Source organism: Microbacterium oleivorans (assembly GCF_001644225.1).
Classification (GTDB): Bacteria; Actinomycetota; Actinomycetes; order Actinomycetales; family Microbacteriaceae; genus Microbacterium; species Microbacterium gawkjiense.
This window is the reverse complement of record NZ_LSTV01000005.1, coordinates 116,765-132,596: the sequence shown is the minus strand read 5'-3', so window position 1 is coordinate 132,596 and position 15,832 is coordinate 116,765. Positions and strand designations below refer to the sequence as shown.

14 protein-coding genes are annotated in these 15,832 nt (G+C 72.7%); 5 read left to right on the top strand and 9 right to left on the bottom strand.

The window, feature by feature from the left end:
- Positions 1 to 122 precede the first annotated feature (122 nt).
- From AYL44_RS12250 to AYL44_RS12235, 4 genes are all read left to right on the top strand, one after another.
- Positions 123 to 1,148, top strand: coding sequence for a hypothetical protein (locus AYL44_RS12250; RefSeq protein ID WP_064003581.1), 1,026 nt, complete (start codon positions 123 to 125; stop codon positions 1,146 to 1,148).
- The gene (locus AYL44_RS12245) at positions 1,145 to 2,080 is read left to right on the top strand and encodes a glycosyltransferase family 2 protein (RefSeq protein WP_197471654.1); all 936 of its coding nucleotides are present in this window, start codon (positions 1,145 to 1,147) and stop codon (positions 2,078 to 2,080) included. The genes AYL44_RS12250 and AYL44_RS12245 overlap by 4 nt, the downstream gene beginning before the upstream one ends.
- 92 nt (positions 2,081 to 2,172) lie before the next feature.
- Positions 2,173 to 2,625 (top strand): adenylyltransferase/cytidyltransferase family protein, encoded by a 453-nt coding sequence (locus tag AYL44_RS12240; RefSeq protein ID WP_064003579.1) that lies wholly within the window; start codon positions 2,173 to 2,175, stop codon positions 2,623 to 2,625.
- Positions 2,626 to 2,627: 2 nt separating this feature from the next.
- Entirely contained in the window at positions 2,628 to 3,026 is a 399-nt protein-coding gene (locus AYL44_RS12235; RefSeq protein ID WP_064003578.1) for a hypothetical protein, read from the top strand.
- Between the two features lie 72 nt (positions 3,027 to 3,098).
- Here the strand turns inward: AYL44_RS12235 and AYL44_RS12230 are convergent, their stop codons facing one another.
- Together AYL44_RS12230 and AYL44_RS12225 are read right to left on the bottom strand one after the other, a co-directional pair.
- A complete protein-coding gene (locus AYL44_RS12230) occupies positions 3,099 to 4,640 on the bottom strand; it encodes a DEAD/DEAH box helicase (protein WP_064003577.1) in 1,542 nt (513 codons plus the stop codon).
- 192 nt (positions 4,641 to 4,832) lie between these two features.
- Positions 4,833 to 5,702 (bottom strand): neutral zinc metallopeptidase, encoded by an 870-nt coding sequence (locus AYL44_RS12225; protein WP_064003576.1) that lies wholly within the window; start codon positions 5,700 to 5,702, stop codon positions 4,833 to 4,835.
- Positions 5,703 to 5,822: 120 nt separating this feature from the next.
- On the opposite strand from AYL44_RS12225, the gene AYL44_RS12220 reads away from it, so the two are divergent.
- Entirely contained in the window at positions 5,823 to 6,257 is a 435-nt protein-coding gene (locus AYL44_RS12220) for a recombinase family protein (RefSeq protein WP_064003946.1), read from the top strand.
- Positions 6,258 to 6,266: 9 nt separating this feature from the next.
- On the opposite strand, the gene AYL44_RS12215 is transcribed toward AYL44_RS12220, so the two are convergent.
- The 7 genes from AYL44_RS12215 to AYL44_RS12185 are packed head-to-tail and all read right to left on the bottom strand — an operon-like array spanning position 6,267 to position 15,830.
- Complete coding sequence (locus AYL44_RS12215; RefSeq protein ID WP_064003575.1) at positions 6,267 to 7,931, bottom strand: serine/threonine-protein kinase; 1,665 nt, start codon at positions 7,929 to 7,931, stop codon at positions 6,267 to 6,269.
- Positions 7,928 to 9,364 (bottom strand): FHA domain-containing protein, encoded by a 1,437-nt coding sequence (locus AYL44_RS12210; protein ID WP_064003574.1) that lies wholly within the window; start codon positions 9,362 to 9,364, stop codon positions 7,928 to 7,930. Before AYL44_RS12210 ends, AYL44_RS12215 begins: the two co-directional genes overlap by 4 nt.
- Entirely contained in the window at positions 9,364 to 10,179 is an 816-nt protein-coding gene (locus AYL44_RS12205; RefSeq protein WP_064003573.1) for a PP2C family protein-serine/threonine phosphatase, read from the bottom strand. Before AYL44_RS12205 ends, AYL44_RS12210 begins: the two co-directional genes overlap by 1 nt.
- Positions 10,176 to 11,213 (bottom strand): RDD family protein, encoded by a 1,038-nt coding sequence (locus tag AYL44_RS12200; RefSeq protein WP_064003572.1) that lies wholly within the window; start codon positions 11,211 to 11,213, stop codon positions 10,176 to 10,178. The genes AYL44_RS12205 and AYL44_RS12200 overlap by 4 nt, the downstream gene beginning before the upstream one ends.
- Positions 11,210 to 13,522, bottom strand: a complete 2,313-nt coding sequence (locus AYL44_RS12195) for a transglutaminase TgpA family protein (RefSeq protein ID WP_064003571.1) — start codon at positions 13,520 to 13,522, stop codon at positions 11,210 to 11,212. Before AYL44_RS12195 ends, AYL44_RS12200 begins: the two co-directional genes overlap by 4 nt.
- Positions 13,519 to 14,859 (bottom strand): DUF58 domain-containing protein, encoded by a 1,341-nt coding sequence (locus tag AYL44_RS12190; RefSeq protein ID WP_064003570.1) that lies wholly within the window; start codon positions 14,857 to 14,859, stop codon positions 13,519 to 13,521. Before AYL44_RS12190 ends, AYL44_RS12195 begins: the two co-directional genes overlap by 4 nt.
- Positions 14,859 to 15,830 (bottom strand): AAA family ATPase, encoded by a 972-nt coding sequence (locus AYL44_RS12185; RefSeq protein WP_064003569.1) that lies wholly within the window; start codon positions 15,828 to 15,830, stop codon positions 14,859 to 14,861. Before AYL44_RS12185 ends, AYL44_RS12190 begins: the two co-directional genes overlap by 1 nt.
- Positions 15,831 to 15,832 lie beyond the last annotated feature (2 nt).

Sequence of the window (15,832 nt, the reverse complement as noted above, 5' to 3'; positions counted from 1 at the left end):
GTATGCCGCGCAATCCCGGTGTTGTCTCGCGGGTCCGCCGGCGCAGTCCCTCTCGATGCCGATGGCGGAGGCGGCGAGCACGCAGAGCGGAGGCTGCCCGACGACCTGCCAGACTGTCCGCTATGCCGACCGGTGACAGCCTGCGCGTGATGCAATCCTTCGGGGCACCGCGACTCACGTCCAATCCTTACATCCACATGCTGGATGCCGCGCTGGACTCCGAACCCGGGCTCGAGCACCTGCGTTTCGACCGTCGGACCGCGTTGCTCGGCCGGTACGACGTCCTGCATTTCCATTGGCCGGAGACGCTTTTCGGTGGAGCGACGCCGGTGAAACGCGTCGCCCGGCGACTGTTCGGCACTGTGCTCGTCGCGCGACTGCGACTCACCGGTGTCGCGATCGTCCGGACGCTGCACAACGTCGAACTTCCGGACGTGGACTCGCGCTGGGAACGTTTCGTGTTGCGGTGGATCGACCGTCGCGCGGACTTCCACATCCGCCTGAATGACTCCACGCCGGTGCGCCCCGGCATCCCGTCGGCCGTCATTCCCCACGGCCACTATCGCGACTGGTTCGCCCGTTTCGAGACCGTTCCGGCGGCGCCGCGCTCGCTCGGTTTCGTCGGTCTCGTGCGCCGCTACAAGGGCGTCGAAGCGCTCATCGAACGGTTCCGGGAGACCGCATCCCGGCTCGGTGACTGGACGCTCCGGGTCTCGGGGAATCCCTCGACGCCGCAGCTCGCCGACGAGATCCGTGAGCTGGCGTCCCCGGACGACCGCATCTCCGTCGACCTGCGATACCTGTCGGAGGACGACTTCGCCCGCGCCGTGATGTCCGTATCGGGGATCGTGCTGCCGTATCGATTCATGCACAACTCGGGCACGGCCCTCGCGGCGCTCTCGCTCGATCGCCCCGTCCTCGTGCCCCGCAACGACGTGAATGAGGCACTGGCCCTCGAAGTCGGCGACGGATGGGTGACGATGTTCGAGGGCGACCTCACGGCGGACGCCCTGGCGGCGTTCGCCGAAGCGACGAACGCCCTTCCGGCGACCGGCCCGGATCTGGACGACCGCGGGTGGTCGCTCGTCGGTGCGCGTCACCGCGAGGCGTACGCCCGGGCGGTCCGGTCGCGGCGGGGTCACGCGTGAGCGCGTCGAAGCGTGTCCTCATCGCCGTACCGTCCTACCGCCGGCCCGATCGACTCGCCCGGCTGCTGACCACCCTCGCCGACCAGCGGGAGGACGTGGCGCCCCTGAGCGCAGAAGTCATCGTGATCGACAACGATCCGGCGGGGAGCGCCGCTGAACCGGCTCACGCAGCAGGGGTGCACTACCGGCTCGAACCGCGCCCCGGTCTCGCCGCCGTCCGGAACACCGCGATCGACGAAGCGATCTCCAGAGGTGTCGACGCCCTCGTCTTCATCGACGACGACGAGGTCCCCGCCGCCGGATGGCTGCAGGCGCTGATTTCGCCGTGGACGGCGGGGACCGCGGATCTGGTCTCGGGTCGCGTCGAGTCGGAGTTCGACGTCACTCCCGACGCCTGGATCGTGGCGGGCGGGTTCTTCCGACGCGTCCGATTCGCGGACGGCGAGCGGATGCCGGCGGCCCCGACCAACAATCTCCTGATCGATGTGTCCGTGCTCCGTACGACGGGCATCCGTTTCGACGAGGAGTTCGGGCGCTCCGGCGGCGAGGACATCCACTTCACGTCCGCCCTCACCCGAGCCGGCGTGCGGATCGCGGCCGCTCCCCACGCGGTGGTGACCGATCACGTACCGGCGGACCGCGCGACACCGTCCTGGGTCCTCCGGCGCGCGTTCCGAGTCGGCACCACGACCGCCCGCAGCGACATCGCACTGACCGACGGCTCCGTCCGCACCCTCCGACGCCGCCTCCGCTGGTTGGCCGTCGGCCTGGCGCGCACGCTCACCGGCGCCGGCCGATGGCTCCTCGGCGCCGTGGTGCGTTCGACGGTGCACCGGGCCCGCGGCGCGAGACTCGCGGCCCGCGGGATCGGGATGGCTGCGGGCGGCGCGGGATTCCGTTACCTCGAGTACCGGCCGCGGAACGAGTCGTGACGCCCCGCCCCACCGTGGTGTAGTCTCCCCCCATCGGGCTTTGGGGGCCCGGTTCGAGTTGGGGCTCGATCTAGCTGGCTGGGGAGCTCGCTATGACTGTGCGTATCGGTTACGCCGCGGGGGCGTTCGACCTGTTCCATGTGGGACACCTGAACATCCTTCGGCATGCCAGGGACAACTGCGATCTGCTCATCGCGGGGGTGGTCAGCGACGAGATGCTGCACCAGGTGAAGGGTGTCGATCCGTTCATCCCGACGTCGGAGCGCGCCGACATCGTGCGCGGCATCCGCTTCGTCGACCACGTCCACATCGAGACGGTGCCGAACAAGCTCGACGTGTGGCGGCAGGTCGGTTTCACGCACTTCTTCAAGGGTGACGATTGGCGCGGCACCGAGAAGGGCGACCGTCTCGAGCGCGAATTCGCGAAGGTCGGCGTCGAAGTCGTCTACTTCCCGTACACCGTCCACACCTCGAGCACGCAGCTGCGTCGCGCGCTCGAGGTCGCCTCGTCCGATCGCGAGCTCGTCCGTTCCGAGTCGGCGTGAGCATGGCAGCGTCTGACGACGCTGCATCCTCGACGGGTCCCGACGACATCATCGAGCTCTTCGTCGGACAGGTGATCGCTCTGTTCCCGCTCCGGATGAAGAGCGGGCAGATCCCGGGCCGGCCGCAGCCGACCGTGCGGCGGATCTTCCCGCGCTCCCCCGAGCCCGGCACCCCCGTGGACGGCGGTCCGCCGATGCGGGCGCGCACGTACTCGCTGTTCGTCGATGCACCCGGTCACGGCATCCTGACCGTCGGCGACCATCGCGTCGAGGTCGTCATCCTGCCGCTCGACGTGTCGACGCCGCGCCAGGCGACGGTGTTCCGCATCTCCGCCATCGCCGGTCGGACGATCGACGTCACCGGCGTCGTGATCCAGCCGCCGACGAATGCCGGGGGCTGAGGGACGTCCGACCCGAACGGACGACGAGAGCCGCACCCCGGTGGACGGGATGCGGCTCTCGGTCGTTCGAGGTCAGCGACCGCCGCGGCGGCCGGCGCCGTTCTGGCGGACGACCGAGCCGACGGTGAGCGACCCGCCCCCGGTGGCGCGACGGCCGGTGCGGCGCGCGCCGCCGGCCGGAGCGGCCTTCGGGGCGCCGTGCGAAGCGGCCTGGCCGTGACCGGCCGTGCGCGCGGGCTGAGCATCGCGACGCGGCGCGTCGGAGGTGCGACGCGCCGCCTCCGCGCTGCGACCCTGACCGCGCCCGCGGCCCCCGCCCTGGCCCTGGCGACCGCGGTCGCCCTGGCCCTCGCGGGCGGCGCGCTTGCGCTGCGCGTTGACGCCCTGGCTCTGCCCACCACCGCGGACCTGCGGCTGCTCGGGGGCCGGCGTGACGTGGGGGGCGACCTCGCCGACGAGCTCGACGACCGACGCGGATGCCGCGGTCACGGTCTCGGGCGTGACCGAGATGGACGCCTTGCGCAGCAGCTGGTCGACGTCGCGACGCTGCTCGGGGAGGACGATCGTGACGACGGCGCCCTCGGCGCCGGCTCGGGCGGTGCGACCCGAGCGGTGCAGGTACGCCTTGTGCTCCATGGGCGGGTCGACGTGGACGACGAGCTCGACGTTGTCGACGTGCACACCGCGGGCGGCGACGTCGGTCGCGACGAGCACGCGGGCGGTGCCGGCCGAGAAGGCGGCGAGGTTGCGGTCGCGCTGCGGCTGCGAGAGGTTGCCGTGCAGGTCGACCGAGGGGATCCCCTGCGACGTCAGCTGCTTGGCGAGCTTCTTCGCGGCGTGCTTGGTGCGCAGGAACAGGATGCGGCGGCCCGTGCCCGAGGCGAGGAAGCGCACGAGCTCCTTCTTCTCGTCGGAGCCGGGCACGTGGAAGACGTGGTGGGTCATCGCGGCGACGGGCGAGTGCGCCTCGTCGACGGAGTGCAGCACCTCGTTCTGCAGGAAGCGGCTCACGAGCTTGTCGACGCCGTTGTCCAGCGTGGCGCTGAACAGCATGCGCTGCGCCCCCTGCGGAGTCGCGTTCAGGATGCGGGTGACGCCCGGCAGGAAGCCGAGGTCGGCCATGTGGTCGGCCTCGTCGATGACGGTGATCTCGACGGCGTCCAGGCTCACGAGCTTCTGCTGCATGAGGTCCTCGAGGCGGCCCGGGCAGGCCACGACGATGTCGGCGCCGGCGCGGATGGCCTCGACCTGACGGTTCTGGTTCACACCGCCGAAGACCGTGGCGGTCTTCATGCCGTAGGCCGCGGCGAGCGGCGCGAGGGTGCGGTCGATCTGGGTCGCGAGCTCGCGCGTCGGAGCGAGGACGAGACCGAGGATGCGGCCGCGGCGACGGGTGCCACCGGCGAGACCCTGGCCGAGGCGCGCGACCATCGGGATCGAGAACGCGAGCGTCTTGCCCGAGCCGGTGCGGCCGCGGCCGAGGACGTCGCGCCCGGCGAGCGTGTCGGGCAGGGTGTCGACCTGGATGGGGAAGGGGCTGGTCTTGCCCTCCGCGGCGAGCGCGGCGATAAGGGGAGCGGGCACGCCGAGCGTGCCGAACGTGGGTTCAGTCATGAGAGAGCTAACTCGGGCGTGATCGCCCGGATCGGTGTCCCGGGTGCGAGTGCGCAGACGGGTTCGCCGTGAGAAGGAGTCGCCGGCGACGATCGATGGATCGGCAGCGGATGATGCGTTCTACGACGCGAGGGGCACCAGGGAAGGATGCCGCAACCCGCCCAGTCTAGCAGTCGGGGCTTCCGGCGGTCCTCAGAGCTCCCCCGCCGGGACCGCGAACGTGTCGCACGCGGTGCTGCCGCCCTCGTACCCGGCCATGAACCATCGCTGCCGCTGCTCGCTCGATCCGTGCGTCCAGCTCTCGGGATTCACCTGCCCGGACTGCTGCTGGATGTGGTCGTCGCCGACAGCGGCGGCCGCGTTCAGCGCACCGTCGATCTGCGCCTGCGTGGGTTCGAGGAGGAACGGCCGACCCTCGGCATCCTTCTGGTCGGGAGCGGCGGCGGTCCAGGCGCCCGCGAAGCAGTCGGCCTGGAGCTCGGTGCGGACGGCGTTGCTGTCCTCGCCGGTGCCGTCGCGCGGGTACTCCTCGAAGACGCCGAGGAGGTTCTGCACGTGGTGCCCGTACTCGTGGGCGAGCACGTACAGCTGGGCGAGGTCGCCGCCCTCGGCGCCGAGCTGTCCGCGCAGGATGCTCCAGAACGTCGGATCGATGTAGACGGTGCGATCGGTCGGGCAGTAGAACGGACCGGTCTGATTGGATGCCGTGCCGCACGGCGTCTGCGCCTGCTGCACCACGAGCACGAGCTGCGGCTTCTCGTAGCCCTCGAGCTCGCTCTGCCAGTACGTGTTGATGACCTCTTCGCCGGCGTCGAGGCGGCAGTCGTCGTTCGCGTTGGCGTCCGCGCCGCTCTCGCAGTTCTCCACGACGCCCTGGTCGGGGGACGTGCCACCCCCGCCGCCCCCGCCGAGGAATCCGCTGAAGTCCTGCCCCGTGAACATGAACAGCAGCAGCACGACGACGGCTCCCGCGCCACCGGCACCGCCGGCGATCACGGCGCCGCGGCCGCCGCGGCGGGTCGCGCGCGAGCCCCGTACGTCCGCATCCGGGTTGAAGGTCATGCCGGAACGGTACGCCCGCCGATGCCGCGCGGGGAACGGGTTGCGGCGACGGCCTCGACCGTGCTCGGATTCGCGGCACCGCCGTCATCGGACACAATGGGAGCGAGCGAGGAGATCACCGTGGACGCACACGCCGACCAGCCGACACCCGGCGACTACGCCGAGTCGCGCACCATCGCGATCCCCGACGACCCGATGACGGATGCCCCGGGGCTCGCCGCGGTCGATCCGAGCCCCGAGTGGTGGCTCGCCCTGCCCGCCGGATCCCGGCTCGTCGGTCTCGTCGTCTCGCGCCCCGACATGCCGAGCATCGTCGCGCAGCGCGAGGCACTCGCGAAGTTCGGGGTGCCGATCGCCGGGTTCCGGCATCCCGCCCCCGAGACCGGCGAGACGTGGGAGGACCGGCTCACGCGACTTTTCGGCCGCCTCGGCGCCGGGGACGTCCTCGTCGTCACCGACGTGAAGGCGCTCGGGCGCGACGCGCACGAGGAGACCCGGACGATCGCGGAGCTGCGCCGTCGGTCTGTGATCGTGAAGGTTCTCGACCGGGGCTGATCCGCCCCCTCAGGACGAGGCGCAGAGGCGCGTCGCGTCGCTCGTCGCGCCGTTCTCGCGCCGAACGCTGACGTCGATGCAGACCTGCGTGTCGCCGTCGAGCGGAACGACGACGCTCGTCTCCGCGACGTTCTCGGCGGCCGCCTCGCCGCCGTCGAGCCGCACCCGCTGCCAGACGTAGGTATCGCCCTCCTGCGGATCGGGGTTGACCCAGCGGAAGATCACCTTGCCGCCTCGGATCGTGTTGTCGCTCTTCTCCGGCGCGGCGATGAAGTCCGCCACCGGGTCCTGCGGCTCGGGGGCGGTCGTCGCCGTCTCCTGCGGGTCCGCCACCTCGGCGGGCGGCGCCAGTGCCGAGGCGACGAGGACCGCACCGACCACGACGACCGCGACGACGGCCGCCGCGATGAGGCCGATCCACAGCCCCTTGCGCGAGCGCGCCGGCGGCGCGGTCGTGTCAGTCGCGGGCGCGGGTCCCGTCGCCGCGGGGGTGGCCGCTGTGCGCTGAGGGGCACGCAACATCGTGCCCTCGTCGACCTCGCTCGTCACCGGCGCGGCCGGCGGGATGGCGGTCGGCGGGCGCAGCACGGTGGCGTCCGCTCCCGTGTCGGCGGGCGCGCCACCGGGCGCCCAACCCGAGGTGTCGCGCTGGACCGCCGCGTCGGGGCCCGTCCCGAAACCGGCGGCGAGAGCCGAACGCTCCCACGTGGGGCCCGCGGCCGGAGCGGTGTGCGGATCGATGCTGACGATGCCCCGCACGCGCGTGAGCTCGCCGTCCTCCTCCTGCTCCTCGACGGGCGGCGCATCGTCGAGGATGTCGATCGGGGTGACCGAGTGCGCGAGCTCGATCTGCACCTTCTGCAGCGCGCGGGCGAAGGCCACGGCCGACTCGAACCGGTCCACCGGGCGCTTGGCCATCGACCGCTCGAGCACCTGGAAGAGCGACGCGGGCGCGTCGGGTCGCTCCAGCCGCGCCAGCGGCTCGGATTCGATCCGGCGGATCAGGTCGGCGCCGCCGTTGCGACCGCCGGGCACCTCGAAGGGCGAGCGGCCGGCGAGCAGGTTGAAGACAGTGGCGCCCAGCGCCCACACGTCGGACTGCACCGTGAACTCGGGGTTGTCGGCGAAGGATTCCGGCGGCGACCACGGGATCGACATCCCCGCCGAAGGATCGCGGCCATCGGCGGTCGTTGCGATGCCGAAGTCGGTCAGAGCGGGGCGGTTGTACTCGGTGACCAGGATGTTCGCGGGCTTGATGTCGCGGTGCAGGATGCCGGCGCGGTGGGCCGTCTCGACCGCGGCGGCCACCTGGATGCCGACACGCAGCGCCTCGGCGACCGAGATGGGCGCCGAGCGGGCGCGCACCTGCAGATTCGGCTTGGAGCAGTACTCCATGACGAGGTACGACCGGCCGTCGTCGGCCACTCCGGCCTGGTAGATCGTGACAATGGCGGGATGCGTCGAGAGCATCGCCATGACGTTCGCCTCGGCTTGGAACTGCTCGACGGCACCGCTGGTCATCTTCTCGGCGAGGAGCACCTTCACCGCCACGCGGCGGCGCGGCAGGGCCTGCTCGTACAGGTACACGTCGGCGAAGCCGCCGGAGCCGAGGACCTGGACGTACGAGAAACCGGGGAGCTGCGGCGGCGCGGCGGGAGCGCGCTTCGCACTCATGGCAGATCCTCGAAGGTCAGCGTGACACCGTCGCCCAGGTCGAGCACGTCGGCGTCGATGACCATGGTCGGCTCGTTCGGGTGCAGCCGCACGGGGTCGTGTCCGCCGCGCAGCAGGACGGTGCCGTTGGTGCTCGCCAGGTCGACGGCGAGCACGTGCTCACCCTCGGCGCGGATCTCGACGTGGTTGCGCGAGATGTCGTGCTGCGGTCCGTCGACCGCGACGAGCGTGGGCAGCTCGTTCTCGGCGGGGCGGGTCGAGCGCGGGCGTCGACCGACGATGACCGTGCGCTCAAGCTCGATGACCCGCCCGTCGGCGAGGCGGATGCGCCCGCGCGACGGACTGCGCGGCGGGACGTCCTCGATCGAGTCGAAGGCGGATGCCGCGCGCATCGCGCGGGCTTCGGCGACCGACACCGTCGCGCCGTCGTGATCGCCGAGCTCGGCGGCGCCGGGCAGCGGCGGGGCGGGCAGGTGGGGCGGCACGAACGGCGGCAGCGCGGGCACCGGCGCGGTCCCCTGCGCGGCGGTGCGCGGGCTCGCGATGGTCGCCCCGAGTACGGGGTCCTCGTCGATGCCGGCGATGGTCTCGCCCCCGTCGGGCGCGCGGGTCGCCTCGGGGATGCCGGGGATCGACACCGGCGACCCGCCGAGCGTGTGCACGGGAGGAACCCCGGTCACCAGCCCGGGAGCGGCCGGCGACGCGGGCGAGGAGTCCTTCGCGAGCGTGCGCGAGGAGGCGATGGTCTCGCCGACGTCCTCGGCCACGGCGTCGTGGTCCGGCTCCGCGGGGTGCGGCTCCGCGGGCTCCGGCGCTGCGGCTTCCTGTTCCGCGGCATCCGACTCCCGCGCTTCCGGCTCCGCGGCATGCGACTCCGCGACGTCCGCCTCGGGCACGTCCACCGCCGGCGGCGCCTCCTCCGCAGGCTCGGCCACCGGCGACGCGGGGGCCTCGACGGGCGCGGCCGCCGGTGCGGCGTCGCGCGCGACGAGGTCGAAGACGATCTGGGCGGCGAGGACGACACCCGACTCGATGGGCAGCAGGTCGACATCCGATCCCGCGCCGATGTCGACGCTCACCCGGACGGCACGCGGCAGGAACCGCTCGGTCCAGGTCGCGACGCCCACTCCCGAAACCTCCTCGACGCCGTCCGCCGTCTCGACGACGAGCGAGACGGGGCCGCGCACTGCGACGCGGACGCCGTCGCCCTCGGCCACCGCGAGCCCGAACGGCGGGATCGCGGCGAGCGAGGTGCCGAATGCGCCGGTGAGCGAGTCGAGCACGGCGCCGATGCCGCCGCCCTCGAGACGGCGCCACACGCCCTCGACGGCGTGCGGCGTGACCGCGGGGGGCAGCACGGCGAGCGCCGACCCGGTCACCGCCGCACGCCACGCCTCGGCATTGCCGTCGGGCCGATACCGCACTGCGCGCATCAGGCGTCTCCTCCTGCCGCTGCACGCGGCCGTGTGTCCTCATCGGCGTCCGACGACTCGAAAGCCGGCGCCGTGTCCCCCTCATCCTGCCCCGCGACGCGCACGGCATCGACCACGACGGCCGTGATGTTGTCGCGTCCGCCGTGCAGCATCGCCTCGTGGACGAGGCGGGTCGCGGCATCCTGGGGATCGATGACGTCGCGCAGGATGCCGGCGATGCGCTCTTCGGGCACCTCGCCCGAGAGACCGTCCGAGCACACCAGGATGCGGTCCCCCGCCTCGGCCGCGAGCAGCCAGAAGTCCGCCTCGCCGCCGCTGCCGCCGCCGATCGCGCGCGTGATCTCGTTGCGGCGCGAATCACGACCGGCGGCGTCGCCGGTCAGTTCGCCCGCGTCGATGAGCTCCTGCACGACGGAGTGGTCCACGCTGATCTGCTCGAGCTCGCCGTCCGCGAAGCGGTACGTGCGCGAATCGCCCACGTTGACCGCGAGCCAGTAGCCGTGTCCGCCGACCTCGGTGACCCCGACACCGCTGAGCGTCGTGCCCGCCGCGCGCCCCGCATACCCGATGCGCTCGACGGCGACGCGGGCACGCGACAGGGTGGCCCGCATCCCCTCGATGCCGACGGAGTCCCACCCGACGAGGGCGCGGAACGCGGCGACGACCGCTCCACTCGCGGCGGCGCCGGCGTCGTGGCCGCCCATGCCGTCGGCGACGAGGAAAAGGGGGTACTCCGCGAGGTGCGCGTCCTCGTTGACGCGGCGACGCAGCCCCGGGTGGGTCGCCGCTCCGACGCGGACGTCGATCGCCGTCACCGGGCGCTCTCCACCGTGAGCCGCCGGTCGCCGAGTTCGAGGACGTCGCCCGACCACACGCGCGCCCGACGCCCGGGCATGAGGCGCTGCGGCTGACCGCCCCGCACGATGACCACCCCGTTGAGGGAATGCCGGTCGACGACCCACGTGCCCTCGTCGTCGGCGCCGATCTCGAAGTGCGTCTTCGACAGCGAGAGCGTCTCGTCGCGCACCGCGGTGCTGCGCCGTCCCGGCTGCTGACCGGGGCCGCGGCCGAACAGGGTGGGCTCGTAGACGGTGTGCCGGGTGCCGTCATCCCACCCGAGGATCGCGATCACCGGGGGCGCGACCCGCTCGGCCGTCGCGGGCCGGCCGTCGCGGTGCGGGCCCCCGGGGACGGTCGAGATCACGTCGACGGGGAGGGTGCGCGGGATGCGACGGTTCGCAGGGACGGATGCCGGGGCCCACGAGGGCGGCGGCAGAGGGCCTGATGCCGGCGCGGCGACGGGCTGGACGGCGCCCGCGGGGGCGGGCGGCACCGCGGCCGCGAGCACCGCCGGAGCGGGCGCCGGAAGCGGCGCGGGTCGCACATCCGTCGGGGACTGCTCGACGGGGGCCGACGGGCGCGGGGCGGGTGCCGCGTCGACGACGACCGCGCCCGAGGCGAGGTCGTGCCACCCGCGCCGCCAGCGCGAGGAGTCGAACAGCGGCGAGAAGAACCCGACGACGACGCTCGCCGTGAGGCCCCAGAGGAGGTTGCGACCGAGCGCGCGCCCGAATCCGAGTTCGGCGTCGTCGGAGGCGTGGGCCAACCGGACCCCCGTGAAGCGCATGCCGAGGGAGCCGCGACCGCCCTGCATCGCGGTGTAAACGAGGAACCAGGCCGTGCTGACGACGGCGAGCACGGGCAGCAGCCAGAGGATCGGGACCGCGGTCACCATCGACAGGGCGACCACGATGCCGACGGCGACCCCGTTCACGGCGGCCGCGATCGCGGAGTCGATGACGACGGCGAGGATGCGGTGGCGCATCGTCGCGGGCACGCGGGCGGTCATGGCCGTCGCGCCGTTCGCCGGATCCCACCCCGTCGCAGCGACCGCAGACTCAGGCGGGCGCGCAGCCGCTGCCAGAACGTGGCACCGCCCGCCATGCCCGCGACGATCTCGTCGACCTCGCGCCAGAACGCGTCGACGTCCTCCGGCGTGGGGTCGCCGGGGCCGTACACCTCGGCGTCGGCGCGCTGGGCGAGGGTCGCGACGCGGGGACCGTCGAAGGTCTCCCCCACGGCGCGGGCGCTCTCGGCGCGCGTGGACCCCGGCGGCACCGCGACGCGGTAGTCCACGGCGCGGTCGACGAGCTCGTCCCACCCGCCCGACACCCGGTCGGCGGTGCGCTCGGCGCGCAGGCGGCGGGTACGGCGGGCGGCCTTCACTCCGCCGATCACGAGGAACGGCGACAGCAGCAGCAGGAGGGTGCCCAGACCGATCCCGGTCCACAGGAGCACCGGTCCGAGCCAGTCGAGCCCCGGAGGCTCCTCCTCGTCCTGGTCGCGCTCCTCGGCGAGCGCCGGCGGCAACTCCGCCGGCTCCTGCGCGGGCGGCGGCGGCTGCAGGACCTGCGGCTTCGGGTTGGCGCGCGGCTTCGTGTTCTGCTGGCTCGGCTCGTTGTCCTCGTCGGGGGTCGGATCGAAGGTCACCCATCCGGCATCCTCGAACGCGATCTCGACCCAGGCGTGCATGTTGTCGCCGGTGGCGGTGAAGACCCCGCTCCCGTCCTGCTCGCCCTCGTCGGGGTACCAGCCCATGACCACCCGCGCGGGCATCCCGAGCTGCAGGGCCATGAGCGCCATCGTCACCGCGTACTGCTCGTCGTCGCCGACCATCTGCTCGTTCGAGACGAGCATCGTGATCCGTGCGGCGCCGTGACCCGAGGGCGAGTAGACGTCGTCGGCCAGACCGTGGCTGAAGTAGCCCTCGCTCTGCAGGTAGCTCTCGAGCGCGCGCGCCCGTTCGATCGGGGTCTCGGCTTCTTCCGTGGCGTCCGAGGCGAGTTCGCTGAGGGACTGGGGAATGCCGGTCTGCCGCGGCATCTTCAGCGGGGCGAACTGCTGGTCGGCGAGTTGCTCGTCCGTCGGCTCCACAGGCACAGTCGTGTCGATCGTGTACTGGTCGCCGGAGTGGACCCCGGAGGTGACGACGGCGGTGCCGGTGCCGTCGTTGAAGTGCGCACCGCGGCGCAGGTCGTTCGCCCGGTCACCGGCGAAGGTGATCTCGTGGGCGGAACCGACCGACGGCAGCCAGACGCCGTCGAGGTTCTCGATGTCGACGCGCACGGTCGCGTCGTCGCCCTTCGCCTGCGGCGACATGTTGGACCGGACGGGGGTGAAGGCGCTCGACGAGCCCGCGCCGTCCTCGGCGACGTTGTAGACGATGCCGTCGTAGGCGTCCATCGTCGCCAGCCGAACGCGAGCGTCGTCGGGGAGGCCGCTCAGGGTGAACAGGGGTTCGGTCTCGAAGTCGCGGACGTACCCGCGCCAGGACTGCAGGGGGCTCGCGTAGTCGTGGATGTCGAAGGGCGGCACGACGAAGTCGCGCAGGATGTAGCGCTGCGTGGGCGGGGCGGCGGTCGCCGCGACGGCCGCCCCCGCTCCGGTCGCGAGGGCGACGACGACCCCGCCCGAGACGAGGCGGCGCAGGCGTGCGGCACGCGAGGCATCCGCCCCGGGGATCGCGGCCTCGACCGCGGTGCGCTCCGGGCTCCACAGGGTGCGCAGCGCCAACCAGACGACGGCGACGATGACGAACAGGGCACCCTGCACGATCGGGGCGACGGTCTGCGCCGTGCCGAGCAGGATCTCGCCGGCGATGAAGGCGGATGCCGGGATCAGCGCCCACGCGGGCCGACGCAGCCGCAGCGCGAGCGATGCGGTCAGCACCGATGCCACGAGCGTCATGAGGAACGGGACGATCAGGTGGCCGTCGTCGGGCGCGACGGGGGGCACCGTGGTCAGCAGGTCCTTCCACGCCGTCACGATGCCGACCGCGAGCTGACGCCACGTCTCGAGGGTCGGGATGACGCCGAGGAACGTCGTGGCGGGCAGGGCCAGCGCGCCGCCGAGCAGGAAGTACACGGCGACGGTCGCGCCCGCGAGGGTCAGCACCCCCCAGCGCCATCTCGCGCCGACCCACGCGAGGGCGATGCCGACGACGAGGGCGCCGATGGCGGCGACGAGGTAGGTCGCACCCTCGAACGTCGCCGCGAAGCCGACGATGCCGACGGCGAGGAGGAGGACGACCGCGCCGACGTCGGCGACGAGGCGACGCCACGTCGACCCGGGGAGCAGGAGGAAGCGCAGCCGGTTCACGACAGGACCTTGCGGATCGCGTTCGGGAGCTGGTCGAGCTCGCCCAGGGCCACGACGTCCGCGTCGCCCACGCGGCGCAGGGCCGGGGCGTCGAGGCGGCTGTCAGCGATGATCGCGAGCGTGCGCACACCGAACGGCACGCGCGAGCAGGCGAGCCGGAGCTGCCCCGCGTCGACCGTGGACCCGCAGATGAGGACGGCCACGGCGGCATCCGGGGAATGCGCGGCCAGGATGCCGGCGAGCGCGACGATCCCGCCCTCGCGGGGCTTGCCGGGCTCGATGGCGGCGAGGGAGTCGAGGTAGCGGCGTCCGGTCTCGGCGCGGATCTTGCCCGCCGAGGTGCGGACGTCGAGGGTGCGGGAGTCGCGCAGCGCGCGCAGGCCGATCGAGCCGGCGACCGAGATCGCGGTCTCGAACTCCTCAGGGTCGCGGTACTCGCCGGGGTGGGTGGAGAGGGCGACGACGAAGTGGGAGCGCCGGGTCTGCTCGTACTCGCGGACCATCAGGGTGCCGGTGCGCGCCGTCGACTTCCAGTGCACGTGGCGCAGGTCGTCGCCGGGCTGGTAGTCACGCAGCGCGTGGAACGACACGTCGTCGCGCGCGAGGTGCTGGTTGGGTAGGCCCTCGAGGTCGCGCATCTGGCCGAGTGACAGGCCTTCGAGCGGCAGCGTGCGGGGGTGGACGAACAGGTCGACGGCCTGCCGGCGATCGTGGGTGCGCTCGAACAGGCCCAACGGGTCGCCGCGGAGCACGCTGACGGGTCCGACCGCGAGCACGCCGCGGGCGGTCGTGGGGATGGCGAAGAGCTCCTCGTGCTCGGCGCCCGCGGCCAGGCGCGGGACCTGGAACAGACCGCGGCCGGCGCCGACGGGCAGGACGACCTCCGACGGGAGCAGCGACCGCGAGGTGCGGTTCGCGAGGGTCAGTGCGCCGACGGCGCGCTCCCCCACGACGACGCGGGTGCGGGTGAGGTCGAGGTCGACGTCGTAGGCGGTGCGGCCGAAGAGGAAGACGGCGCAGATCAGCGCGAGGATCGTGGCCACCACCGCGGCGACGAACGCCTCCTGCCATCCGAGGGCGAACGCGGTGATCCACAGGACGACCGCGGCCGCGATGACCACCCAGCCGGTGACCTGGATCACATCTGCGATGACCGCGATGCGTGCCCCGGCGCGGCGCGCCCACACCCCGGCATCCTCCCGGACCTTCTCCCACCGCGTCGCCTGACGCGGGGCGAGCTGGGGCGCGTCGGTGGTCTCGTCCGGGGCGTCTGCGGGCACGCCGGAGGGGCCGGGCGCGTCGGGCGCCGCGGCCACCGTCTCCGGCGTCATCGTCATCAGGCCGACGCCCTCGCGAGGGGTGCCTCGACCTGCCCGAGCGCACGCTCGATGACCGACTCCGAGGTCGTGCCGGCGAACTCGGCCTCGGGGTCGAGGACGAGACGGTGGGTCCAGACGGGTGCAGCGAGCGCCTTGACGTCGTCGGGGATGACGTAGTGACGTCCCTGGGATGCCGCGACGACACGCGCGATCCGCATCATCGAGATCGCGCCGCGCACCGAGACGCCGAGCTTCGTGGCATCCGACTCGCGGGTCGCCTCGACGAGCTGGGCGGCGTACCGCGCGACGGCGGGGTCGACATGGACGGATGCCGCCAGGTCGGCCATGTCGGCGACGGCCTTGGTCGTGATGACGGGGCTCAGCTTGCCGGACGGGTTGCGGTCGACCTCGCCGGCGAGGATCCGCTCGGCGACGGCGAGCGACGGGTAGCCGATCGAGGTCTTGATCATGAAGCGGTCGAGCTGCGCCTCGGGCAGCTTGTAGGTGCCCGCCTGCTCGATGGGGTTCTGCGTCGCGATGACGAGGAACGGACGGCCGACCTCGTGCGGCACGCCGTCGACGGTGACCCGCGACTCCTCCATCACCTCGAGGAGCGCCGACTGCGTCTTGGGCGACGCGCGGTTGATCTCGTCCGCGAGCACGATCGACGCGAAGACGGGTCCCTTGTGGAACTCGAACTTGTGGTTCTGCTGGTCGTAGATCGTGACACCCGTCACGTCGGAGGGCAGCAGGTCGGGCGTGAACTGGATGCGGGTGGACGTGCCCTGCACGCTGGCGGCGAGCGCCTTCGCGAGGCTGGTCTTGCCGGTACCGGGCGCGTCCTCGAGGAGCACGTGGCCCTCGGCGAGCATCGCCGCGAGGACGAGGCCGACGACCTCGCGCTTGCCCATCAGCGCCTGGTCGACGTTGTCGACGAGACGCGTGAACGTGTCGCGGAACCAGGCCGCCTGTTCGGGGGTCATGCTCATTC